The 21,278-nt window shown below is 71.7% G+C and carries 19 protein-coding genes; 11 read left to right on the top strand and 8 right to left on the bottom strand.

Annotated features, from left to right (window positions below; all coding sequences use genetic code 11):
- The first annotated feature begins 365 nt into the window (after positions 1-365).
- Positions 366-1,877: a 30S ribosomal protein S1 gene (gene rpsA / locus ACFVH0_RS10895; protein ID WP_072483117.1), complete on the top strand. Its 1,512-nt coding sequence runs from the start codon at positions 366-368 to the stop codon at positions 1,875-1,877.
- Positions 1,878-1,985: 108 nt separating this feature from the next.
- Here the strand turns inward: rpsA and ACFVH0_RS10890 are convergent, their stop codons facing one another.
- The gene (locus ACFVH0_RS10890; RefSeq protein WP_385819259.1) at positions 1,986-2,948 is read right to left on the bottom strand and encodes a right-handed parallel beta-helix repeat-containing protein; all 963 of its coding nucleotides are present in this window, start codon (positions 2,946-2,948) and stop codon (positions 1,986-1,988) included.
- Between the two features lie 452 nt (positions 2,949-3,400).
- On the opposite strand from ACFVH0_RS10890, the gene ACFVH0_RS10885 reads away from it, so the two are divergent.
- From ACFVH0_RS10885 to ACFVH0_RS10875, 3 genes are all read left to right on the top strand, one after another.
- Positions 3,401-4,339 (top strand): PAC2 family protein, encoded by a 939-nt coding sequence (locus ACFVH0_RS10885; RefSeq protein WP_385819258.1) that lies wholly within the window; start codon positions 3,401-3,403, stop codon positions 4,337-4,339.
- A 40-nt stretch (positions 4,340-4,379) separates the two neighbouring features.
- Complete coding sequence (coaE, locus tag ACFVH0_RS10880; RefSeq protein WP_385819257.1) at positions 4,380-4,985, top strand: dephospho-CoA kinase; 606 nt, start codon at positions 4,380-4,382, stop codon at positions 4,983-4,985.
- A gap of 97 nt (positions 4,986-5,082) precedes the next feature.
- Positions 5,083-5,451, top strand: coding sequence for a tetratricopeptide repeat protein (locus ACFVH0_RS10875; protein ID WP_385819256.1), 369 nt, complete (start codon positions 5,083-5,085; stop codon positions 5,449-5,451).
- 36 nt (positions 5,452-5,487) lie between these two features.
- On the opposite strand, the gene ACFVH0_RS10870 is transcribed toward ACFVH0_RS10875, so the two are convergent.
- A complete protein-coding gene (locus ACFVH0_RS10870) occupies positions 5,488-5,790 on the bottom strand; it encodes a DUF6343 family protein (RefSeq protein ID WP_385819255.1) in 303 nt (100 codons plus the stop codon).
- Positions 5,791-5,843: 53 nt separating this feature from the next.
- Between ACFVH0_RS10870 and ACFVH0_RS10865 the strand changes: the two genes are divergently transcribed.
- Positions 5,844-6,962, top strand: a complete 1,119-nt coding sequence (locus tag ACFVH0_RS10865; RefSeq protein ID WP_385819254.1) for an ADP-ribosylglycohydrolase family protein — start codon at positions 5,844-5,846, stop codon at positions 6,960-6,962.
- 48 nt (positions 6,963-7,010) lie between these two features.
- Here ACFVH0_RS10865 and ACFVH0_RS10860 read toward each other — a convergent pair whose 3' ends face one another.
- The 3 genes from ACFVH0_RS10860 to ACFVH0_RS10850 are packed head-to-tail and all read right to left on the bottom strand — an operon-like array spanning position 7,011 to position 11,044.
- Positions 7,011-8,108, bottom strand: a complete 1,098-nt coding sequence (locus tag ACFVH0_RS10860; RefSeq protein WP_385819253.1) for a tyrosine-protein phosphatase — start codon at positions 8,106-8,108, stop codon at positions 7,011-7,013.
- 41 nt (positions 8,109-8,149) lie between these two features.
- Positions 8,150-10,141, bottom strand: coding sequence for a hypothetical protein (locus ACFVH0_RS10855; RefSeq protein WP_385819252.1), 1,992 nt, complete (start codon positions 10,139-10,141; stop codon positions 8,150-8,152).
- Positions 10,142-10,147: 6 nt separating this feature from the next.
- Entirely contained in the window at positions 10,148-11,044 is an 897-nt protein-coding gene (locus tag ACFVH0_RS10850; RefSeq protein ID WP_385819251.1) for an SGNH/GDSL hydrolase family protein, read from the bottom strand.
- 194 nt (positions 11,045-11,238) lie between these two features.
- On the opposite strand from ACFVH0_RS10850, the gene ACFVH0_RS10845 reads away from it, so the two are divergent.
- Entirely contained in the window at positions 11,239-12,450 is a 1,212-nt protein-coding gene (locus tag ACFVH0_RS10845; RefSeq protein ID WP_385819346.1) for a PucR family transcriptional regulator, read from the top strand.
- Positions 12,451-12,517: 67 nt separating this feature from the next.
- Complete coding sequence (locus ACFVH0_RS10840) at positions 12,518-13,228, top strand: class I SAM-dependent methyltransferase (RefSeq protein ID WP_385819250.1); 711 nt, start codon at positions 12,518-12,520, stop codon at positions 13,226-13,228.
- A gap of 63 nt (positions 13,229-13,291) precedes the next feature.
- Here ACFVH0_RS10840 and ACFVH0_RS10835 read toward each other — a convergent pair whose 3' ends face one another.
- Positions 13,292-13,639 (bottom strand): hypothetical protein, encoded by a 348-nt coding sequence (locus tag ACFVH0_RS10835; RefSeq protein ID WP_385819249.1) that lies wholly within the window; start codon positions 13,637-13,639, stop codon positions 13,292-13,294.
- Positions 13,640-13,974: 335 nt separating this feature from the next.
- On the opposite strand from ACFVH0_RS10835, the gene ACFVH0_RS10830 reads away from it, so the two are divergent.
- The 3 genes from ACFVH0_RS10830 to ACFVH0_RS10820 all read left to right on the top strand — a co-directional run bounded on the left by ACFVH0_RS10830 (position 13,975) and on the right by ACFVH0_RS10820 (position 19,484).
- On the top strand, positions 13,975-14,979 hold the full coding sequence (locus tag ACFVH0_RS10830) for a slipin family protein (RefSeq protein WP_385819248.1): 1,005 nt from the start codon (positions 13,975-13,977) through the stop codon (positions 14,977-14,979).
- Between the two features lie 216 nt (positions 14,980-15,195).
- Complete coding sequence (locus tag ACFVH0_RS10825) at positions 15,196-18,183, top strand: DEAD/DEAH box helicase (RefSeq protein ID WP_385819247.1); 2,988 nt, start codon at positions 15,196-15,198, stop codon at positions 18,181-18,183.
- A complete protein-coding gene (locus ACFVH0_RS10820) occupies positions 18,180-19,484 on the top strand; it encodes an SWIM zinc finger family protein (RefSeq protein ID WP_385819246.1) in 1,305 nt (434 codons plus the stop codon). The genes ACFVH0_RS10825 and ACFVH0_RS10820 overlap by 4 nt, the downstream gene beginning before the upstream one ends.
- Before the next feature lie 16 nt (positions 19,485-19,500).
- On the opposite strand, the gene ACFVH0_RS10815 is transcribed toward ACFVH0_RS10820, so the two are convergent.
- Together ACFVH0_RS10815 and ACFVH0_RS10810 are read right to left on the bottom strand one after the other, a co-directional pair.
- On the bottom strand, positions 19,501-19,812 hold the full coding sequence (locus tag ACFVH0_RS10815; protein ID WP_385819245.1) for a hypothetical protein: 312 nt from the start codon (positions 19,810-19,812) through the stop codon (positions 19,501-19,503).
- A 193-nt stretch (positions 19,813-20,005) separates the two neighbouring features.
- Positions 20,006-20,512: a DUF3574 domain-containing protein gene (locus tag ACFVH0_RS10810; RefSeq protein ID WP_385819345.1), complete on the bottom strand. Its 507-nt coding sequence runs from the start codon at positions 20,510-20,512 to the stop codon at positions 20,006-20,008.
- Between the two features lie 300 nt (positions 20,513-20,812).
- On the opposite strand from ACFVH0_RS10810, the gene ACFVH0_RS10805 reads away from it, so the two are divergent.
- Positions 20,813-21,253 carry a RidA family protein gene (locus ACFVH0_RS10805; protein ID WP_385819244.1) on the top strand — a complete coding sequence of 147 codons (441 nt, stop codon included), beginning with the start codon at positions 20,813-20,815 and terminating at the stop codon, positions 21,251-21,253.
- The last annotated feature ends 25 nt before the right edge of the window (positions 21,254-21,278 follow it).

Here is a 21,278-nt window from a genome sequence, read left to right as displayed (position 1 = left end):
CACGCGGTACGTAGCTGGGGGTACCTGTGAGTACGGCTCCCGTGCCCGTGGGTTTGTCTCCTGGGGCCGATCTGGCCTCGGGGAACACGAGTTGTGCCGGATATGAGCCGTTGCGCCCCCGGTGTGCGCCTTCGCGCATTGACCGTGCCCGGCTGCCCCCGTATGCTACAAGTTGCGCTGCGAGCCTGCGCGCCTCAGACCTAGCAGGCCGCGCTCGCATCTGTTGTATGTCCCCTCGGTTCACGAGGCGCTTCCCGTCCAGCGGGTCCGGTGCTTCCCGAGCTGTCCGGCTTCTGCAGAGGTGATACGGGCTCCCGGCGTAGCAGTACCTACGACTCACTGTCCGTACCGGAGCCCTTTCCCACATGACGAGCAGCACCGAGACCACCGCCACCACCCCGCAGGTAGCGGTCAACGACATCGGTAACGAGGAAGCCTTCCTCGCCGCGATCGACGAGACGATCAAGTACTTCAACGACGGCGACATCGTCGACGGCGTCATCGTGAAGGTCGACCGGGACGAGGTCCTGCTCGACATCGGTTACAAGACCGAAGGCGTCATCCCCTCCCGCGAGCTTTCGATCAAGCACGACGTCGACCCGAACGAGGTCGTCAAGGTCGGCGACGAGATCGAGGCCCTGGTTCTCCAGAAGGAGGACAAGGAAGGCCGCCTCATCCTGTCCAAGAAGCGCGCTCAGTACGAGCGTGCCTGGGGCACGATCGAGAAGATCAAGGAAGAGGACGGCATCGTCACCGGTACCGTCATCGAGGTCGTCAAGGGTGGTCTCATCCTCGACATCGGCCTCCGTGGCTTCCTGCCGGCCTCCCTCGTCGAGATGCGCCGTGTCCGCGACCTCCAGCCCTACGTGGGCAAGGAGCTCGAGGCCAAGATCATCGAGCTGGACAAGAACCGCAACAACGTGGTCCTGTCCCGCCGTGCCTGGCTGGAGCAGACCCAGTCCGAGGTTCGCCAGACGTTCCTCACGACCCTGCAGAAGGGCCAGGTCCGCTCCGGCGTCGTCTCCTCGATCGTCAACTTCGGTGCGTTCGTGGACCTCGGCGGCGTCGACGGTCTCGTGCACGTCTCCGAGCTGTCCTGGAAGCACATCGACCACCCCTCCGAGGTTGTCGAGGTCGGCCAGGAAGTCACCGTCGAGGTTCTCGACGTCGACATGGACCGCGAGCGCGTCTCCCTGTCGCTCAAGGCGACGCAGGAAGACCCGTGGCAGCAGTTCGCCCGTACGCACCAGATCGGGCAGGTCGTTCCCGGTAAGGTCACCAAGCTCGTTCCGTTCGGTGCGTTCGTGCGCGTCGACGAGGGCATCGAGGGCCTGGTCCACATCTCCGAGCTGGCCGAGCGCCACGTGGAGATCCCGGAGCAGGTCGTCCAGGTCAACGACGAGATCTTCGTCAAGGTCATCGACATCGACCTTGAGCGTCGTCGCATCAGCCTCTCGCTGAAGCAGGCCAACGAGTCCTTCGGTGCCGACCCGGCGTCGGTCGAGTTCGACCCGACCCTGTACGGCATGGCCGCGTCCTACGACGACCAGGGCAACTACATCTACCCCGAGGGCTTCGACCCCGAGACCAACGACTGGCTCGAGGGCTACGAGACCCAGCGCGAGGCGTGGGAGACGCAGTACGCCGAGGCGCAGCAGCGCTTCGAGCAGCACCAGGCCCAGGTCATCAAGTCCCGCGAGGCCGACGAGGCCGCTGCTGCCGAGGGCGCTGCCGCCCCGGCCGGTGGCGCCCCGGCTGCCTCCGGCGGCAGCGGTGGCGGCTCGTACTCCTCGGAGTCCGCGGACAACTCCGGCGCCCTGGCGTCGGACGAGGCCCTGGCTGCCCTGCGCGAGAAGCTGGCGGGCGGCCAGAGCTGACGCTCTGCACCCCCTCCGGTCGATGATCGACCGCAGTAGCTGAAAAGTGAGGCCCGCTCCCTTCGGGGAGCGGGCCTCACTCGTCTCCGCGGCCGTCCACGCACGCCGTTATGGCGTGACGGTGATGTTGGTCAGCCCCTTGCCGCCGGTCACCGTGTTGCTGCTGTACACGGTCGTCGGGCAGTTCGTGCCGTAGTTGGTGACGTTGACCGCGAGCTGCTTGTCGCCCTTGGCGCCGGTCAGGTCCGAGGTGTTGTCGCGGAAGACGGTGCCGCAGCCCCAGCCGCTCTGCTGGGTGTGGGTCTCGTAGCCGTTGTTGGTCGTACGGGAGCCCTTGTTGCCCTCGACCAGGACGTCATTGCCCTTCACGTCGACCCAGGAGTCGTCGTAGTTGGCGCCGGTCAGCCCGCTGCCGTCGAAGGTGTTGCCGATGATCCTCGCCCCGGTGGTGCCCTCCTTGATGTCGACGTTCTCGCCGCCGACCCCCGGGCCGATCGTGTTCTGCAGGATCTGGACCCCGTCGCTCCGGTCGGAGAGATCGCCGGCCGTGCCGACGTAGACGCCCTCGCCCATGCCGCGGCCGTCGTGCCCGGTGTCGTAGATCCGGGAGTTCTTGATGACGCCGTTCTTGCTGGACTTGCGGAAGTGGACGCCCTCCATGTCCAGGTCGTGCACGGTCACCGAATCGATGACGACGCCGGTGGCGGTGTCGGCCATGATGCCCTTCTGGCCGCCGGTGACGGTGATCCCCTTGACGGTCCAGTAGGAGGCGCCGTTGAGGTGCAGTCCGTAGCCCCCGCCGGCCGTGAGGATCGCCTTGGCCGAGCCCGTGAGGGTGATCCGGGCGGATGCGGTGCCGGGGACGGTCGCCTTGAAGTTGCCGCTGTACGTGCCGTCGGCGAGCCGGATGGTGTCGCCCGGGGCCGCGGCGGTGAGGGCGGCCTTGAGCTGGGCGGCGGTGCCCACGTCGATGACCGATGCCGCACCCGCCGCGGTGGCGGAGGCGAGGGCGAGGCCGCCGGTGGCGAGCGCGGTGGCCAGCAGGGCGGGGAGCAGAGTGCGGGTGCGCATGGGGGTGCCTTCCCGTCGAAGGGGTTCGAGGTTCTCGTACATGAATGTGGGGCGAGTCTCTGAACGCTCTGCCCAGTGACGGTAGGGACGGGGTGCGACCCTGTCAATGTCTGGACCAATGCTTCGCGAGGGCGGATCGGTGAACCGGGTGAACGGAGGGAAGCCTGTGTGGTGCACAAGGAACTGACGGCCCGTTGCCCGCCCGGGCGCGGAGCCGGCGGCTCCGGGTCTGCCGTGAACTCGGCCTCGCCGACGAGGGGTTCACCGACATGAACGTCAATGCCTGTGTCCCGGCGGGAAGGCGGATGCCTGACACCGGAGACCGCCGTGCGGGCGGTCCCCGGGTTCTCGCATCGGATCCGGCATGAACCGGCGGGTGAAAGGGCACAGTCCGGGAATGCCTGTGCCCTGCCGGACGTTCTTCTCGACGAACACGAGGAGGAGCGGTAACCGTGCCTGATCCGCAGAGTTTGTACGAATGGGAGCCGAAGGGACTGGCCGTCGTCGACATGGCGCTCGCCCAGGAGTCGGCCGGCCTGGTCATGCTCTACCACTTCGACGGATACATCGACGCGGGCGAGACCGGCGAGCAGATCGTGGACGGCCTGCTCGAAACGCTGCCGCACCAGGTCGTGGCCAGTTTCGACCACGACCGTCTGGTCGACTACCGCGCACGGCGCCCCCTGCTGACCTTCCGGCGCGACCGCTGGGCCGCCTACGAGACCCCGACGCTCGACGTCAGGGTCGTGCAGGACGCCACCGGAGCGCCCTTCCTGCTGCTGTCCGGGCCCGAGCCCGACGTGGAGTGGGAGCGCTTCGCCGCCGCCGTCGAGCAGATCGTCGAGCGCCTCGGCGTCCGCCTCGCCGTGAATTTCCACGGCATCCCGATGGGCGTCCCGCACACCCGCCCCGTCGGCATCACCCCGCACGGCAACCGCACGGACCTCATGCCCGGCCACCGCAGCCCCTTCGACGAGGCGCAGGTGCCCGGTTCCGCCGAGGCCCTGGTGGAGTACCGCCTGATGGAGGCCGGACACGACGTCCTCGGCGTCGCCGCCCACGTCCCGCACTACGTCGCCCGCTCCGCGTACCCGGACGCGGCGCTCACCGCGCTGGAGTCGATCACGGCCGCGACCGGTCTGGTCCTGCCGAGCGTCGCCCATGCGCTGCGCACCGAGGCGCACCGCACCCAGACCGAGATCGACCGGCAGATCGACCAGGGCGACGAGGAACTCGTCTCGCTCGTCGAGGGCCTTGAGCACCAGTACGACGCGGTCGCCGGGTCCGAGACCCGGGGCAACCTGGTCGCCGAGCCGGTGGACCTGCCGTCCGCCGATGAGATCGGCCTGGAATTCGAGCGGTTCCTCGCGGAGCGCGAGGGGGACGTCTGACCGCTCCCGCCGGTCACCCCCTCGTACTAGGCTGCCGGGCATGCTGAAAGTGGGCCTGACCGGTGGGATCGGCGCCGGCAAGAGTGAAGTGTCACGGCTGCTCGTCGGATACGGGGCCGTGCTGATCGACGCGGACCGGATCGCCCGTGAGGTCGTCGAGCCGGGGACACCCGGGCTCGCGGCCGTCGTCGAGGCGTTCGGCACCTCGGTCCTCACCGCCGACGGCACCCTGGACCGGCCGAAGCTCGGCTCGATCGTCTTCTCCGACGCCGACCGGCTCGCCACCCTCAACGCGATCGTCCACCCCCTGGTCGGCGCCCGCTCCGCCGAGCTGGAGCGGGCCGCGGGCCCCGGCCAGGTCGTCGTCCACGACGTCCCTCTCCTCACCGAGAACGGCCTGGCGCCGCTCTACGACCTGGTCGTCGTCGTGGACGCGAGCCCCGAGACCCAGCTCGACCGGCTCGTACGGCTGCGAGGCATGACCGAGCCCGAGGCCCGCGCCCGGATGGCCGCCCAGGCCACCCGCGAGCAGCGGCGGGCCGTGGCCGACCTGATCATCGACAACGACGGACCGCTGGAGGACCTGGAACCGCAGGTCCGCAAGGTCTGGTCGGAGCTGACCGAGCGGGCCGGCGTGGCCGGCTGACCCCGGCACCGGCCGGGACCGGAATACCGGACCCCGGCCGGACGTTGTGGACCCGGTGACGGGTCGAGGACCCGGTGACGAAGGGAAGGACGAGACCGTGCCCGAGAGGACCCCGGAGACCGACGTCATCGACTTCCGAGCGGCCGAACAACTGCTGGCCGCGCGTGACCCCCGCGGCGCGGTGAAACTGCTGGATTCGGTGATCGCGGCCCATCCGGAGAACACCGCTGCCCGGCTGCTGCGCGCCCGCGCGTTCTTCGCCGCCGCCCAGCTGCGCCCCGCCGAGCTCGAATTCGAACTCGTCCTGGAGCGCGAACCGGACAACGCCTTCGCGCACTTCGCGCTGGCCCGCACCTTCGAGCGCTCCGGCCGCACGGACCGGGCCGCCCGCCACTTCCGGCTGGCCGCCGCGCTCGACCCGAACCCGGAGTATCTGAAGGCGGCCCGCTTCCCGGCCCAGGGCTGACGTCCCGCGCCGGGCGGCCGTGCCCCCGGCGGCGCCTCAGTGCCCGTATCTGCCGCGCCCGCCGTGGTCGGGTTCGTACGGCGGGATCTTGCGGCCGGGCTGGTAGTGCGGGCCCTGGTGGATGTGGTGGATGATCACCGTCAGATCCACCAGGACCAGCAGGAGCAGCAGGCCGCAGGCGGCGGCCCAGCCCGGCCGGCCGGTCAGCGTGAAGGCGGCCAGGCCGAAGACGGCCCAGGTCAGCCCCCATAGACTCAGCCAGAGCCGCAGCCGAAGTGGACTGCGGGCAGTCGTCGGTTCATTGCCGGTACGCATGGCGATCGCCTCTTCTACCAGCATGGACCCACGACGGCGTTCCGGGACATCTCGATGTCGGACTGAGGGGATCGTGTGTGAACGGCACATCGTGGGAGGGCCGCACCGGCCGCAGGGCGAGGGTCCGGGGCTGTCTGCTGGGCGGGGCGATCGGGGACGCGCTGGGGAACCCGGTGGAGTTCCTGTCCCTGGCCGGTATCCGCAGGGCGCACGGTGAGCACGGCGTACAGGGCCTGCTCCCGGACGAGGAAGGGGTCGTCGGACGGGTCACGGACGATACGCAGATGACCCTGTTCACGGCCGAGGGGCTGATCAGGGCCCATGCCCGGGCGGCGTCGAAGGGGATCGGCGGTGCCGAGACCGCGCTCGTACGGAACGCCTACCTCCGCTGGCTGGACACTCAGAACCACCCCGCGCCGCCCTTCGCGGGCGGTGACAGCCCGATACGGACCGGCTGGCTCCGGCAGCAGCCCTGGCTCTACGCCCGCCGGGCCCCCGGCAACGCCTGTCTGACCGGGCTCGCCACCGGCCATCTCCCCGAACCGACGCGCCGGCTCGGCGAGCCCGGACCCGTCAACACCGGGTCCAAGGGGTGCGGCACCGTGATGCGGTCCGCTCCGTTCGGGCTGCTGGGCCAGGACGCCGATGCGGGCTTCCGGCTCGCGTACTGGTGCGCGCAGCTCACCCACGGTCATCCGACCGGCGCGTACGCGGCCGGGGCCCTCGCCGCGATCGTCACGCACCTCCTGGAGGGCGACTCGATGGCCGGTGCCGTGCTGAGGGCGATGGAGCTGCTGCGCCACCATCCGGGGCACGAGGAGACGACAGCGGCGCTTCGGGCCGCCGTGTATCTGGCCGCGGAGGGTGCGCCGACCGGCGAGAAGGTGGAGACGCTGGGCGCGGGCTGGGTCGCGGAGGAGGCCCTCGCCATCGCCGTGTACTGCGCCCTGGTGCTGCCCGGCGCCGACCAGGTGGCCCCGGCGCTGCTGCTCTCGGTCAACCACTCGGGCGACAGTGACTCCACGGGAGCGATCTGCGGCAATCTGCTCGGCGCACGCCACGGGGACGTACACCTTCCGCCGTCCTGGCTGGTGTCGACCGAGGGCCGCGCGGTGATCACCGAGGTGGCCGACGATCTCTGCCTGGAGGCCGAGCACGCGGTCGCCTGGCCGGACGGGCGATACCCGGTGTGCTGACGGGCGGCGGGGTCACCGCCTGTCGGCACACCGGATCTTGACGGCGCGTCAGTCGGTCAGCAGCTTGGTGCGCAGGGCGGCCACCGTCGCGTCGTCGAGCTTCAGGCCCTCGCGTACGTAGGTGTCGAAGTCGCCGTAGATGTGGTCGACCTCGTCGAACGCCGCGCGCAGCCAGCTCAGTTCGACGGCCTTCGGGTTGCCCAGGTAGTCGTTGCTGGCGAGGAAGTCCGCCTCGACGGTCTCGCGCGGGACACCGAGCAGGGTGAGCAGTACGGCCGTGCTCCAGCCGGTGCGGTCCTTGCCCGAGCTGCAGTGGAAGACCGTCGCGCCGGAGTCGTTCGTCGCGACGGCCGTGAGCAGGTCGCGGAAGGCGTAGTCGGCGCCCACGAAGTTGACCATGAACGGGTAGCCGATGGACTGGCCGAGGTCGGACGAGCCGGAGAACAGCCCGGCCGCGATGGCCTCGGCCAGTGTCATCAGGGCCGAGTCGTGGAAGCGGATGCCGTGGCTGAGCGACACCACGTCGGCGACCTGGTACTTCACACCGGCGGGCACCCGGTCCGGGTCGTCGTGCCGCTCCACCGCGTTGCGCAGGTCCACGTCGAGGGTGAGCCGCTGGGAGAGCAGGCGCTGCTGCTCGGCGTCGGTGAGCTTGTTGATCTTGTTGGAGCGGTAGACCAGCCCCGGACGGACCCAGCGGCCGTCGGTGGTGCGGTAGCCGCCGATGTCCCGGAAGTTGCGGGCCGACTCGATCCCGAGCGAACGTTCGGCGACGACCAGCGGGGAACCGCTGTCCGGCACCAGCCGGAAGTACCAGCGGCCCGCCTCGGCGAGGGTTCCGGCGGGGACGGTCAGCGAACCGGTGCCGGGGGCGGTGCCCACCGGGGTGCCGGTGGTGGCGTCGGGGGAGGTGACGGCGGTGACGGCCACCGAGCCGGCGGCGGAGGACCAGGAGAGCGTGTAGCCGCCGTCCGCGGCGCGCTTGGCGGTGGCCGCGGTGAACGGCACCGCGGCGGCCCGGGTGGCGGCCTCGGCGCTCGCCGCGGGTGCGCCGGCGGGCGTGGCGGCGAGGGCCGGCGGCACGAGGACCGTACCGGCGAGCAGGACGGCCGCGACGGCTGCCTGGGTGATGCGGTGCGTGCGCATGGTGCTCCTTGTCTGCATCCCTGTCAGGGGGGTGGGGGGTGTCAGGAGGCGGGGACGGCGGTGCACGGCGTGGTGCCGCAGACATTGATGACACGGCCGGTGGTCAGGAAGGTGGCCTTCTGCTGACGCGCGGCCGACGAGTTGCGGGGGTCCGAGTGCGGATCGTGGCCGTACTGCGGCCCGGTGGGCGGGGTGTTGGTGAGCGGCGGGGTGGGCGTACCGCTGTCCCACACCGTCATCGCGGAGCCCCGGTAAGGCAGTTGACCCCGGGAGAGGGTTCCGATGCCCCAGTACGGGACGGTGTCCGGGCTGCGGCCCGTTGCCAGTGCGGGGGCGATCAGCCGGGCGCCGAGGGTGCGCGCCTCCACGTCGGCCGCCGCGTTCGCGACCTGGTGGTCCCCGTACGCGATGTGCATCAGCACCTGATGACGGTCGGTGAGGTGGTTCGCGTACCCATTGGTCTCACCGCGGTCCCACACCATCTGGAACAGCTGGAGGACGATCTGCTGGCGCAGTCTGTCCGGGTAGGAGAGGTCCAGGACCTGCTGGAACGGTGCGAAGTCGGCGCTGCGTTCGAGGAGCAGGCCGTAGTTCATGCCGGTGACGCCGAGGACCCCGCGCCGGATGTCGGGCGAGGCGGCCACCAGCGCGCCGCCGAGGATTCCGCCCTGGCTGTTCCCGTCGTAGCCGATGCCGTGCCGGGTGTCGACGAGCGGCCGGCCGTCCGCGTCGCGGAAGGCCGGGTCGGTGCTCAGCCCGTCCGCGTGGATCAGGGCGCGGGCGAGGAAGAGGGCGTTCAGCATGCCCTGTTCGCTGCGTTCGGGGACGGCGGGGAAGAGGTTCGGGTCGGCGAGCGCACCGAGCACCACGGGGATGTCCTCCTCGGCCATCCCGATCCAGTCCGTCGCACAGAACGTGAAGTTGTGCTCCGCCGCCATCGCCTTGACATTGCCGGCGCCGACCTCGGAACGGCGGCCGAGGAGGCCGTGCCCGTAGAGGGCCGGGTGCGAGGCGGTACGGAAGGCGGAGCGCGGTATCTCGCAGCGGAACGTGGCGAGCTGGGTGTTCAGCGGGAGCCGCCGGGGCAGGCCGTCGCGGCCGCGGTGCAGTACGGAGCCGGGCGGGCCGCCGGGCAGGTTCAGATAGCTGGGCACGTCGATCCGGCCGGTCACCTCGCGGGCGATCCGGGGGTCCTGCTCGGCCGTGAAGTCGGTGACCTGGGTGACGGCGAACCCGGGGGAGCGGCCGCCGAGCCGGCGGAACGCGTCGTCGCGGACGGTGAAGAGGTCACCGGTGAGACCGCGGGTGCTCGCGACGGTGAAGTCCCAGGCCAGATACAGCCCTTCGGACCGCACCCCGGCCCTGTGCAGCGCCCTGAGGGCCGGGTGGAGCTGACGCTGGCGGGCGCGGAGCGGATGCCCGCCGGGCAGCGGCTCCCCGGCGACGGCGGCGAACGGGCCGGCGGCCGGGATGGTGTGCCCCGCCCCGTCCTTGAGGTTCCGCAGGGCGACGGCGTAGTGGTGGCCGTCGCGGAAGTTGCGCGCGGGATGGATCAGCAGGGCCCGGCGCGCGGGGTCGGTGGCGTTGGAGTCCGGCTCCGCCCAGTACGGCCACCGCTCGCCGGTGCGGGTGTCCAGCAGTACGACGGGGGCGTCCGGGGCCAGGGAGCTGCCGATGTCGGTGATCGGGGCCGCGCCGGTCGCCGCCGGGTCGAGGCCGGGGACGTGCGCGATCAGCGTCGAGCCGGGGGAGAAGCCGTCGGACCGGTTCCAGGCCGTCGGGTCGATGGGCCGGCCGGCCGTGGCGCGCGGCAGGGTGGTGGCGCCGAAGGCCACCCGGCGGCCGGTGTCGGTGGCCGGGTCGGCCCGGGTGTACCAGTCGTTCGGGAACGGCAGCAGGCATTCGACGGGCGCCAGCGGGTCGCAGCCGGGCCCGGACGGCCCGGCGGCGTGTGCCGGCCGGGCGTCCGGGACGAGCAGGGCGGCGGCGCCGAGCGCCGCCGCCAGCAGCCCGCGCAGCAGACGATGCCGCAACTCCGGTCAGCTCCCCTGGAGGTGCGCACCGATGATGGCGGCGTAGTTCGCCTCACCGTTGCGGTTGGGGTGCAGCGGGGCGGCGGCCGCGGTCGGCACGTAGCCCTCGACCCACTTGTCCGACGGGGCCTGGCAGGAGTCGTGGCCCTTGCTGGGCGTGGCCAGATCGATGTACTCGGCCCCGTGCGCGGCGCTCTGCTCGGCGATCACCGAGTTCATCCGGTCGACGCTGCCCTGCAGGAAGTCCGCGTCCACCGGGAGGACCGGCTGCAGCGGCCAGCAGCCGCCGGGCTTGATGTACAGCCCGTACCCCGTGACGATCACCCGGGCCTGCGGCGAACGCTGGTGGATCGAGTCCAGTACGACGCCCAGCTTCGGCGCGAACTCCGCGATGCGCTGCCCCACCTGGTCCACGCCGCCCTCGTTGTACTTCTCCTTGCACGGGGTGGCGTTCGGGTCGAGGGTGGTGCACTTCTGCGCGATGCCGACCAGTCCGGCGTCGTTGCCGCCGATGGTCAGCGTCACCAGGTCGGTGTCCGGTCGCAGCGCGTCGAACTGGGGCGGCGCCGAGCCCATCGGGATGTCGAGCAGCGACAGCGACTGCTTCTCGGTCATGTGCTTGGAGGCGGCGCCGCTGCACGTGACGTCGGTCAGCGAAGCGCCGAGGCGCTCGGCCAGTTCGTGCGGGTAGTTGTGCGTCGAACGGCCGCAGGCCACCGGCCCCGTGATGTCGGGGATGAGCGGTCCCGAGGCCATGGAGTCGCCGAGCGCGACATAGGACGTGGCATCGTCCGTACCGGCGGCGGATGCCGGTACCGCACCGGTCCCCACGGCCAGACCGGCCAGGGCGAGAGCGCCCATGACAGTCCTGACGGAACGACAGATGCCCTTGTTCTGCGGCATGTTCACGGAATCCTCCGACGGTGGGGGGCGGGAACGTGGCATGGCGTGTGACGCCGGTCATCATGCAGACTCAAGTGCCGTCGTTTAACTGGTGGGTAACGCAGACTTCTGCGGGGGAACTTGTGACGCGTGACAATCGGACGCTCGTCATCACGGGCGAGCACGGTGTTCCGGGCGGGCCGGGGAGCCGGCCGCTGTCCATCGCCGGACGTCCGGTCGCCGCGCAGCTGCGCGCCCGGGTTCCGGCCCTGACCGGCCGTGTCGTCGCCCGGCTGCTGGCCGATCTGCCGGTCTACGCCGATCTGCCGCACGAGGAGATCTCCGGCGACATCGCCGACATCGTCCAGCACAATCTGCGGCTCTTCGCCGACGTCGTCGAACACCGCCGCCCCGCCACGGAGGCCGAACTCGCCCAGCAACGGGACTCGGCGGCCCAGCGCGCCGAGGAGGGCGTGCCGCTGGACGCGATCCTCACCGCCTACCAGGTCGGTACCGCGATGTGCTGGCAGGAGGCCGCGAAGGGGGCACTGCCCGGCGATCTCGCCACCATTCTGGAGATCATGGACCGGATCATGGTCCTTCAGCAGCAGCTGACCTCCGCCGTCAGCAGCGCGTACCTGGAGGCCCGGCAGATCCTCGACAGCCAGGACCACGGCGGCCGGCACGCCCTGATGGCGGCGCTGCTGACCGGTGAACCCCTGGACCGCTTCACCCACCGCACCGGGCTGCGTCCGGCCGCCCGCTACCTGACGATGACGCTCGCGCTCGCCCCGCACCCCGACGAGCTGAACCAGTCACCCGGGCCCGGCGCGGGCATCGCGGCCCGGCGCAAGATCCGCCGGGTCCGCACGTCACTCGACCACTTCGCCGGCACGCCGGCGCTCACCGCCCTCGACGCCTCCGGCGGCACGGTGCTGCTGCCCGCCGCCGAGCCGCCGCCTTGGCACGGACCGGGCGGTCTGCGTGCGCTGGTCGAGGAGGCGACCCGCGCCGCCGGTGTCCCCATCACCGCCGCCGCGGAGACCGCCGAACCGGAGGCGGTGCCGGCCGCGGTGGCCCGTAACGCCGAGATCGTCGATCTGATCGTCCGAACGGGCCGGCCGCCCGGCCTGTACCGGCTGGCCGATGTGCTGCTCGAATACCAGCTCAGCCGGCCCAGCGAGGCCCTGCACGGGCTCGCGCAGCTGCTGCGGCCGCTGGAGGCGAAGCCGGAGCTGCTGCGCACCCTGGAGACCTATCTCGAACTGGGCCTGGACCGGCGGGCCACCGCGGCCGCCCTGCACATCCACCCCAACACGGTCGACTACCGGATCCGCCGCATCGACCGGCTGACCGGCCTCTCCCCGGCCCGCCCGGCCGACCTCCAGCACATCAGCGCGGCGCTGGTCGCCCGTCGCTCGGTGTGAGCCGGCGCGGGGCGATGTGGGGCGGCAAGACCGGAACCGCCGTCAACGGCCGTTCGTTCCAACGAACATGAGCGGACAACTGGTGCGTGAAGGGTACTCAGGGACGGGCCCCGGCGCGATCACACCGGACGGCTGCGCGGTCGAGCTGTACAGACGGCTCTCCGTCGGCGACGAACCGGACGTGATCGCGGCGGCGGTGCCCGCCGGAGCGAGCATTCTGGAACTGGGCTGCGGTGCGGGCCGGGTGACGCATCCGCTGATCGGCCGCGGCTTCGAGGTCACCGCCGTGGACGAGTCGGCGCAGATGCTGGAGCACATCCGGGGCGCCCGCACCGTGCGGAGCCCCATCGAGTCGCTGGACCTCGGCGAGGAGAGGTTCGACGTGGTGATGCTGGCGTCGTTCCTGGTGCACACGAGCGAGCACCGGGTGCGTGACGGGATGCTGCGGACCTGCCGCAAGCACGTCAAGGACGGCGGCGTCGTGCTCATCCAGCGCGAGGGCGCCGACTACCACACCGACCTGCCGCGGGAGAGGACCCATCCGGCCGGATACACCGTACGGATCGTCTCGGCGGAGCCCGTGGGGGACGGGGTGGACTCGGTGCGTGCCGAGTACGTCTTCGACGACGCGCGATGGACCCAGACGTTCCGGTCGCGTGAGCTGTCGAAGGAACAGTTCGAGGGCCACCTGGAGGCGGCGGGCCTGACCGTGGACCGGTATCTCACGGACGACGGGATATGGGTGCGCGCCGTGCCGGAGCGGCCCCGGAGCGAGTGAGATCCGCGGCCCGGGAGGCGCTGGATTCCGGACGGCGGACGGGGCCGTGGCGAACGCGGCCGGTCAGTGGACCGTGCTGTAGCTGCGCCAGGGCAGGGCGGAGCCCGCGTTGACATCGGTGACCGACCTCGCGACGTACGTCGTGCCCGGACCGGTGCAGTTGCGGGTGCGGTACAGAATGATGTCGACCAGGGTGCCGTTGCTCACCACCTTGGCGCCCGAGGGGGCGAGCCGGTGGCAGCCCTTCACGAGCGGGCTGTTCACCGTGATCTCGACGCCGCGCTCCGTCGTGTAGGCGATCGGTCCGACCGCGGTCCGGCCGAGGCCGGAACAGCCTGCGACGGTGAGGGTCAGGAGCGCGGTCCCGGCTGCGATGCCGAGACGGCGGCGTCGGTGAGCGATCACGGGCATGGGCGGGGTCCTCGTCTGTCTCGTCCGGCTCGTTGCACCGGCACTGGCGCTGCGTGGGCCACGGGTACGCACGGATGGCCACGGAGTACGTACTCGGTACGTGCTGACGCTGGTCACCCTGCCTCCTCTCCGGCGCCCCGGCATCCGGTACGCGGCCGGGCGGGGGAAGGACGGGACGACGGGGGCCCGATCCGTGTTCATATCGATTGATATTGGGCATACCGTGGTAATAGCGACTGATTCAAGCGACGCGTGTGACTCGCACGCCCCGTGCGACCCATGCGGACCACCTGAATCGGGAGCTTTCGGAAGTTTCCGGCGTTCAGGGGGCCGTCATGGTCCAGGAGCTCGTGATCGCGATAGTGGCGGCGGCCTCGGCGGGCGCGCTGTACACGGCAGCGGCGGCCAAGGTCGTCAAGCAGTACGAGCGCGGTGTCGTGCTGCGGCTCGGCAGGCTCCGTGACGACGTACGAGGACCCGGGTTCACCATGGTGCTCCCCGGCATCGAGCGGCTGCGCAAGGTCAATATGCAGATCGTGACGATGCCGGTGCCGGCACAGGACGGGATCACCCGGGACAACGTCACGGTGCGGGTGGACGCGGTCATCTACTTCAAGGTCGTCGATGCGGCGAGCGCCGTGATCCAGGTCGAGGACTACCGGTTCGCGGTGTCGCAGATGGCGCAGACCTCGCTGCGGTCGATCATCGGAAAGAGCGATCTGGACGATCTGCTGTCCAACCGCGAGAAGCTGAATCAGGGCCTTGAGCTGATGATCGACAGCCCGGCGGTCGGCTGGGGGGTGCAGATCGACCGGGTGGAGATCAAGGACGTATCGCTGCCGGAGACGATGAAGCGCTCCATGGCCCGCCAGGCCGAGGCCGACCGTGAGCGGCGGGCCCGGGTCATCAACGCGGACGCCGAGCTCCAGGCGTCGAAGAAGCTCGCCGAGGCGGCGAAGGAGATGTCCTCCCAGCCGGCCGCGCTCCAGCTGCGTCTGCTGCAGACGGTGGTGGCGGTGGCGGCGGAGAAGAACTCCACGCTGGTACTGCCGTTCCCGGTGGAGCTGCTCCGCTTCCTGGAGCGGGCGCAGCAGCCCGTCCAGCAGCAGCCCGTCCAGCAGCAGCCCGTGCAGCAGCAGGTGGCGCCGCCGCAGACCGGTCAGCCGCAGCGCCGCGCGCAGGGCCAGCGCCCCGCACAGGCTCAGCCGAGGCCAAGGCCAGGGCCGCCGCAGACCTCGCCCGGGGCGTCCGCGCCCACCCCCTCGCCCCCGCCCGTGCCCGCACCGCCGAACGCGGTTCCGGCGCGGTCCTCGCGTCCGAAGCCGTTGGCCAGGCACTGAGTCCGCCCGCCCGCACCAGCCCTTTGCCCACCGTCCCCCGCCCCGGTCCGACCGATATGGACCGGGGCGTTTGATGTCCTGCCTGACCTGCTGAAACATGGGTGAGAGTCCGGTTGTCAGAGCCCCCGCCTAGACTCGCAGGAGTCGACAAAGAACAAGGCGATCAAGAGGGTCCAAGAGGGGCCGAGCAGATCAGGGCGGGAGGGGAGGGGACCGATGAGTACGGCACAACACCAGCAGGACGCCGCCACCGTCCGCCTTCTGCGCTGTGCCGCGGTGTTCCTGCCCGCGCCGCTGCCGAGGGACGGGCGGGTCGCCTTCTGGGATCCCGAGGGCGGCCCTCTCCCGGAGCCGGACGACGTCTGCGCGCACCCCGCGGACCCGGAGAGTCCGGCACCCGGTGCGAGCACGGCCGAGATCACCGTCGTCCGCCGGCACGGGCAGGGCGACGACGTCCGACGGCGGACGGTGCCCGCGCTGCTGCTGCCCGTCGCCGACGCGCTGCCGCTGCTGGTGCGGGCCCGGCACCAGGAGTCCGCCCACCCCGCCACGCGCTGCTGGGGCGCCGCCGCGCTCCAGGCGCTCAACCTGGCGGCGCGCGGCAGACTGCTCCCCGGTCTGACGGGCGACGATCACGACGCCTGGCGGGCCGGGCCGCGCGACGCCGAGGACATCGCCCACCTCCGGGCGATCGCCGCCGCACTGCCGGCCGAGGGCCATGCGGTCCCGCTGCCGGACCCCACCCCGCTCCGGCTCCCCGACCCCCAGTGGCTGCTCGGCTCCTTCCTCGACGCGGTCGCCGACACCCTGCCCCGTACACCCGCCGCCGCGTACGCGATGGGGGCGCCCTTCGCGTCCCGCGAGGCCCAGCACCTGCCGGGCGCCCGTGACTGGGCGGTCGAGGTCGCGTCCGGGCTCGACGCGGGTGTGCGGGTGTCGCTGCGCCTGGACCTGTCGGCGTACGAACTTTTCGACACGGCCGATACGTACGACACTGCCGGTACATACGACATCCCCGACGCGCGAGGCATCTCCGACGTCACCGGTCCCGGCGAGGGCGAGGGCGAGGTCACCGCGCACCGCGCGGGCCCCGCGCGGCACGCCGCCGCGGCCATCACCCAGGTGCACAGCCTCGCCGACCCGACCTACGTCACCGATGCCGCCGCGTTGTGGAACGGCGGGGCGGGCGAGCCGTTCGGTCCGCGCGCCAGGATCGACGCCGTGCTCGCCCTGCGCCGCGCCGCCCGCGTCTGGGCACCGCTGGAGCGGTTGCTGGACCAGCCGGTGCCCGACGTGCTCGCCCTTGAGGAGGACGAGCTGTACGAGCTGCTCAGCGATGCCGGAGCCCGGCTGGCGACGGCCGGGGTGAGCGTGCACTGGCCCAGGGAGCTCGCCCGATCGCTCACCGCCTCCGCCGTCGTGCGGCCCGCACCCGGCTCGGCCACCGACGGCACCTCGTTCTTCGACGCCGAGCAGCTCTTCGCCTTCAACTGGCAGCTGTCGCTGGGCGACGAGCAGCTCACCGAGGCGGAGATGGACATCCTCGCGGAGGCCCACCGTCCGGTGGTGCGGCTGCGGGACCAATGGGTGGTCGTCGACCCCGCGCTCGTACGCAAGGCACGCAAGCGGGAGCTCGGCCTGCTCGATCCGGTCGACGCTCTCGCCGTCGCCCTGACCGGCACCGCCGAGGCCGACGGCGAACAGGTCGAGGCGGTGCCCGTCGGCGCGCTGGCCGCGCTCCGCGAGCGCATCACCGCCGACCACACCACCATCGCCCAACCGCCCGGCCTCGACGCCACTCTCCGCGACTACCAGCTGCGCGGCCTGGCCTGGCTGGACCGGATGACCTCGCTCGGCCTCGGCGGCTGCCTCGCCGACGACATGGGCCTGGGCAAGACGATCACCCTCATCGCCCTCCATCTGCACCGCGCCCACCCCGCGCCCACCCTCGTGATCTGCCCCGCCTCCCTCCTGGGCAACTGGCACCGGGAGATCAACCGCTTCGCTCCCGGTGTCCCCGTGCGCCGCTTCCACGGCGCCGACCGCACACTCACCGGGTCGGACGGCGGTTTCGTCCTCACCACGTACGGCACGATGCGCTCCAGCGCCGCCCAACTGGCCGGTCACGGCTGGGGTCTGATCGTCGCGGACGAGGCCCAGCACGTGAAGAACCCGCAGTCCTCCACGGCGAAGGCGCTGCGCACCATCCCGGCCCCGGCCCGGGTCGCCCTCACCGGCACCCCGGTGGAGAACAACCTCTCCGAGCTGTGGGCCCTGCTCGACTGGACCACCCCCGGACTGCTCGGCCCCCTCAAGGCGTTCCGGGCCCGGCACGCCCGCATCGTCGAGAACACCGGCACGGCCGCCGGGCTCGCCAACGACGAAGCGGTCGAACGGCTCTCCCGGCTGGTCCGGCCCTTCCTCCTGCGCCGCAAGAAGTCCGACCCGGGCATCGCCCCCGAGCTGCCGCCCAAGACGGAGACCGACCACCCCGTCTTCCTCACCCGCGAACAGGTCACGCTCTACGAAGCGGCGGTCCGCGAGACGATGGCGTTCATCGAGGCATCGGAAGGCATCGCCCGGCGCGGCCTGATCATGAAGCTGCTGGCCTCGCTCAAGCAGATCTGCAACCACCCCGCGCAGTATCTGAAGGAGGAGCCGACCCGCCTCGTCGGCCGTTCCGGAAAGCTCGCCCTGCTCGACGAACTCCTCGACACGATCCTCGCCGAGGAGGGCTCCGTCCTCATCTTCACCCAGTACGTGACCATGGCCAGGCTCCTCTCCGCCCACCTCACCTCGCGCGGAGTCCCCTCCCAGCTCCTGCACGGCGGCACACCGGTCGCCGAACGGGAACGGATGGTGGACCGCTTCCAGTCCGGCGAGGTCCCGGTCTTCCTGCTCTCCCTCAAGGCAGCGGGCACCGGACTCAATCTCACCAGGGCCGCCCACGTCATCCACTACGACCGCTGGTGGAACCCGGCCGTCGAGGAACAGGCCACGGACCGGGCGTACCGCATCGGCCAGACACAGCCCGTGCAGGTGCACCGGCTGATCGCGGAAGGCACCGTCGAGGACCGGATCGGTGAGCTGCTGGAGGCCAAGCGTGCCCTGGCCGACACGGTCCTCGGGACCGGCGAGGCCGCGCTGACCGAGCTGAGCGACCGCGACCTGGCCGATCTCGTCTCGCTCCGGAGGCCGGCATGAGCCCCCGCCCGCACACCGGCCACGACCCCCGCCCCGTCGCCCGCCCGCGCCCCGGCCCCGACGACCTTCGGCGCACCTTCGAGGCCGTACCGCCCCGCACCGGCGACGGCGACGAACCCTTCGCCGACAGCTGGTGGGGCCGTGCCTGGGTGGCCGCCCTGGAATCCCTCTCGATGGACGAGGCCCGGCTCTCCCGCGGCCGTACGTACGCCGACAGCGGCAAGGTCGCCGCGATCACCGTCACCCCCGGCCGGGTCGTCGCCTACGTCCACGGCAGCCGCCCCCGCCCCTACCGCTGCGAGCTGCGGCTGCGGACCCTCGCCGACCCCGACTGGGACACCTTCCTGGACGCGGCAGCGGTCCGGCCCGGACACCTCGCCGCGCTGCTCGGCAAGGAGATGCCGCACTCGCTGGCCGACACGGCGGCCGAGGCCGGCATCGGGCTGCTGCCCGGCGCGGGGGACCTCGACCCCGGCTGCTCCTGCCCGGACCACGGCTGGCCCTGCAAGCACGTGGCCGCGCTCTGCTACCAGATGGCGCGGCTGCTGGACACCGACCCGTTCGTCCTGTTGCTGCTGCGCGGCCGGGGCGAGCGCGAGCTCCTCGAAGAGCTGGGCCGCCGCAACGCCGCCCATTCCGCCCGGGAACGCCCCCCGGCCCCCACCACCCCCTCCGTACCGGCCCGCGAAGCCCTCGCCGGCCGGTACCTCCCGCCGCTCCCCGCCCCGCTTCCGGTGCTGCCGCATCCCGCGCAGCCGCCCTCGTACCCGAGTCTGCCGGGCGCACGCGACCCGCTCGCCCTCGACCACCTCGCCACGGACGCGGCGGCCCGCGCGCACACGCTGCTCACCACCGGCCTCGACCCGCTCGCCGGACTCACCTCCTGGCAGGACGCGGTGCGGCTGGCCGCGTCCCGGCCCACCGCCGGGCTCACCGCCACCACCCGCGCCCTCTACCGCGAGCTGGCGTACGCCACCGGCCGCACCACCACCGACCTGGCCCGTGCGGTCGCGGCCTGGCGCCAGGGCGGCGCCGGAGGGCTGGCCGTCCTCGAAACCCCCTGGGATCCCCCGGCCGGCCCCTTCGACCGGGCCCGCCCCGCCCTCGCGGCCGCCGGCTTCCCCCGCTTCCAGCCCCGGCGCAATCACCTCACCCACCCCGGAGGCACACTCCAGCTCCGCTTCGGCCACGACGGCCGCTGGTACGGCTACGAATCCGAGCCGGGCGAGGACGACTGGTGGCCCCGGGCCACCCCGGACACCGACCCGGTGACCGCGCTCATGGAGCTGAGCGGAGGCTGAACCGGCCTTGCGGACCTCAGGAGTTCTGCAGATAGACGAGAAGAGCGATCAGGAACACGGCGACGATCGGCAGCACGACCAGCCGGGCCTTGCGAAACCCCTCGTTCTCCTGGTCGGACCGGCCCTGGTCGGCACCGTGCACCGACGCCAGATGCTCCCAGGCCATGCCGTCGATCCTCTTCATCGTCAGCAGTGAGGGCGACCAGTCGCAGTGCGCGCAGACCACGAAGTCGCGGTACGGGTCGTACCGGAAGTCCCGCTCCACGTTGACGGTGAACTCCTGACCGTCCGGCGTCGTCGCTGTGAAGTGGCGTACTGGCGTGCCCATGTGGATCGTTCCCCGTTCGGTGCGTGTGTACGGTCCGGTACCCGGCCGCGGCACAGTACCCGACAGGATCCCGCACGCTCCTCCCGGTCGCCGTGGCAGGAGTTCACGCGCCGTGCACCGGATCAGCCGGCCGCACGGGCGCGGGGCCCGCGCGACGGCATGACCGGCGGCGTGACCGGACGACGGACCGGGGTCAGAAGTCGGCGGTCGTACGCTCTTCGAGCCGGGCCACCGAGTCCTGGGCGTAGGCCTTCTCGTAGGCGTCGCGGATCCGCTCGATCCGGACATCGCGCACGCGGGCCTCGGACGCGGGGTAGAGCAGGGTCAGTTCGTAGCTGCGCTCCCGCTCGATGACCCCGTTGGAGTCCCGCCACTGCCCCCGGCCGTCCTGGATGGTCAGCCCGTTCGGGAAGCGCGGCGTGACTTCCTCGTCGATGAACGCCAGGAACTGGCGATCGGTCACATCCGGTCCGCCGTCGGCGCGTTCGGTGCCGAAGAGGAGCCGGGTCTCGATGTACGCCTTCCCGCGCGTGGCGAGGGCCGACGCCGTGGACCGGGATGCCGCGGGGGCTTCGTCGCCCAGTGTGGCGTACGCGACGGGTGCGCCCACGGCCAGTACGGCCAGGGCGACGGCGGCCGTGGTCAGCGCGGTGCGCTTCTGCGGGCCGGTGCGGCCCTGCGGAACGGTGAAGCGGTGGATGCGAGGCAAGGCGGTGACCTTCTTTCGGGCCTGGGGGAGGAGCAGACGACGGGTGATGCTCCGCAAGCGGACGGGGCCGTACTCGGGTTGTGTCCGTGAGCGGGTGGTGTCCGCACGCGGGACGCCGCGGGAGTGCCCGCGGGCCGGGTGGTGCGGACGTGCGGGCCTCACTGTGACAAGCGGCCCCCGCCGGACAGCGGCAAGGACATGGGCGGCCGGTGGAAACCACCCGTACGGATCGGTCCGGAGCGCCGGCGAAATCACGCTGCGCCCCGGGGCGCGGGCCGCCACAATCGCCCCATGACCACGGAGATCGGCCGGATCAATCCGGAGCAGCTGCACCCCACGCCCGGCTATCACCACATCACCGTCGTGGAGGCGGGCCGGACGGCGTATCTGGCCGGGCAGTGCCCGCTCGACCGCTCGGGCACCCTGGTGGGTCCGGGCGACCTCGACGCCCAGATCGGCCAGGTCGTGGCCAACGCCCTCGTCGCGCTCGCCGCGGTGGGGGCCGGGCCGGCGCAGGTCGTCCGGTCGGTGATCTACGTCGTCAGCGACGACGTCACGGTCCTGGAGGCCACCTGGCACAGACTCACCGGCTCGGCCATCGGGCCCGCGTTCACCACCGCGAGCACACTCCTCGGCGTCGTACGGCTCGGCTTTCCGGGACAGCTCGTCGAGGTCGACCTGACCGCGGCCCTGCCCGCCCGAGCTGCCGAAACAGCGGAACGGGACCTGTGATAACCGTTTGTTCGGACCGGCTCGG

Origin of the sequence: Streptomyces sp. NPDC127117, assembly GCF_042677325.1 — a bacterium.
In the GTDB taxonomy this organism is placed as follows: domain Bacteria; phylum Actinomycetota; class Actinomycetes; order Streptomycetales; family Streptomycetaceae; genus Streptomyces.
The sequence above is the reverse complement of the archived record's forward strand: the minus strand, read 5'-3'. Positions and strand labels throughout refer to the sequence as shown.

Bases quoted from the DNA above. Each gene is read 5' to 3' on its own strand.
- rpsA (WP_072483117.1), top strand. From the start codon at position 366: ATGACGAGCAGCACCGAGACCACCGCCACCACCCCGCAGGTAGCGGTC.
- ACFVH0_RS10890 (WP_385819259.1), bottom strand. From the start codon at position 2,948: ATGCGCACCCGCACTCTGCTCCCCGCCCTGCTGGCCACCGCGCTCGCC.
- coaE (WP_385819257.1), top strand. From the start codon at position 4,380: ATGCTGAAAGTGGGCCTGACCGGTGGGATCGGCGCCGGCAAGAGTGAA.
- ACFVH0_RS10870 (WP_385819255.1), bottom strand. From the start codon at position 5,790: ATGCTGGTAGAAGAGGCGATCGCCATGCGTACCGGCAATGAACCGACG.
- ACFVH0_RS10860 (WP_385819253.1), bottom strand. From the start codon at position 8,108: ATGCGCACGCACCGCATCACCCAGGCAGCCGTCGCGGCCGTCCTGCTC.
- ACFVH0_RS10850 (WP_385819251.1), bottom strand. From the start codon at position 11,044: ATGCCGCAGAACAAGGGCATCTGTCGTTCCGTCAGGACTGTCATGGGC.
- ACFVH0_RS10840 (WP_385819250.1), top strand. From the start codon at position 12,518: ATGAGCGGACAACTGGTGCGTGAAGGGTACTCAGGGACGGGCCCCGGC.
- ACFVH0_RS10835 (WP_385819249.1), bottom strand. From the start codon at position 13,639: ATGCCCGTGATCGCTCACCGACGCCGCCGTCTCGGCATCGCAGCCGGG.
- ACFVH0_RS10830 (WP_385819248.1), top strand. From the start codon at position 13,975: ATGGTCCAGGAGCTCGTGATCGCGATAGTGGCGGCGGCCTCGGCGGGC.
- ACFVH0_RS10825 (WP_385819247.1), top strand. From the start codon at position 15,196: ATGAGTACGGCACAACACCAGCAGGACGCCGCCACCGTCCGCCTTCTG.
- ACFVH0_RS10820 (WP_385819246.1), top strand. From the start codon at position 18,180: ATGAGCCCCCGCCCGCACACCGGCCACGACCCCCGCCCCGTCGCCCGC.
- ACFVH0_RS10815 (WP_385819245.1), bottom strand. From the start codon at position 19,812: ATGGGCACGCCAGTACGCCACTTCACAGCGACGACGCCGGACGGTCAG.
- ACFVH0_RS10805 (WP_385819244.1), top strand. From the start codon at position 20,813: ATGACCACGGAGATCGGCCGGATCAATCCGGAGCAGCTGCACCCCACG.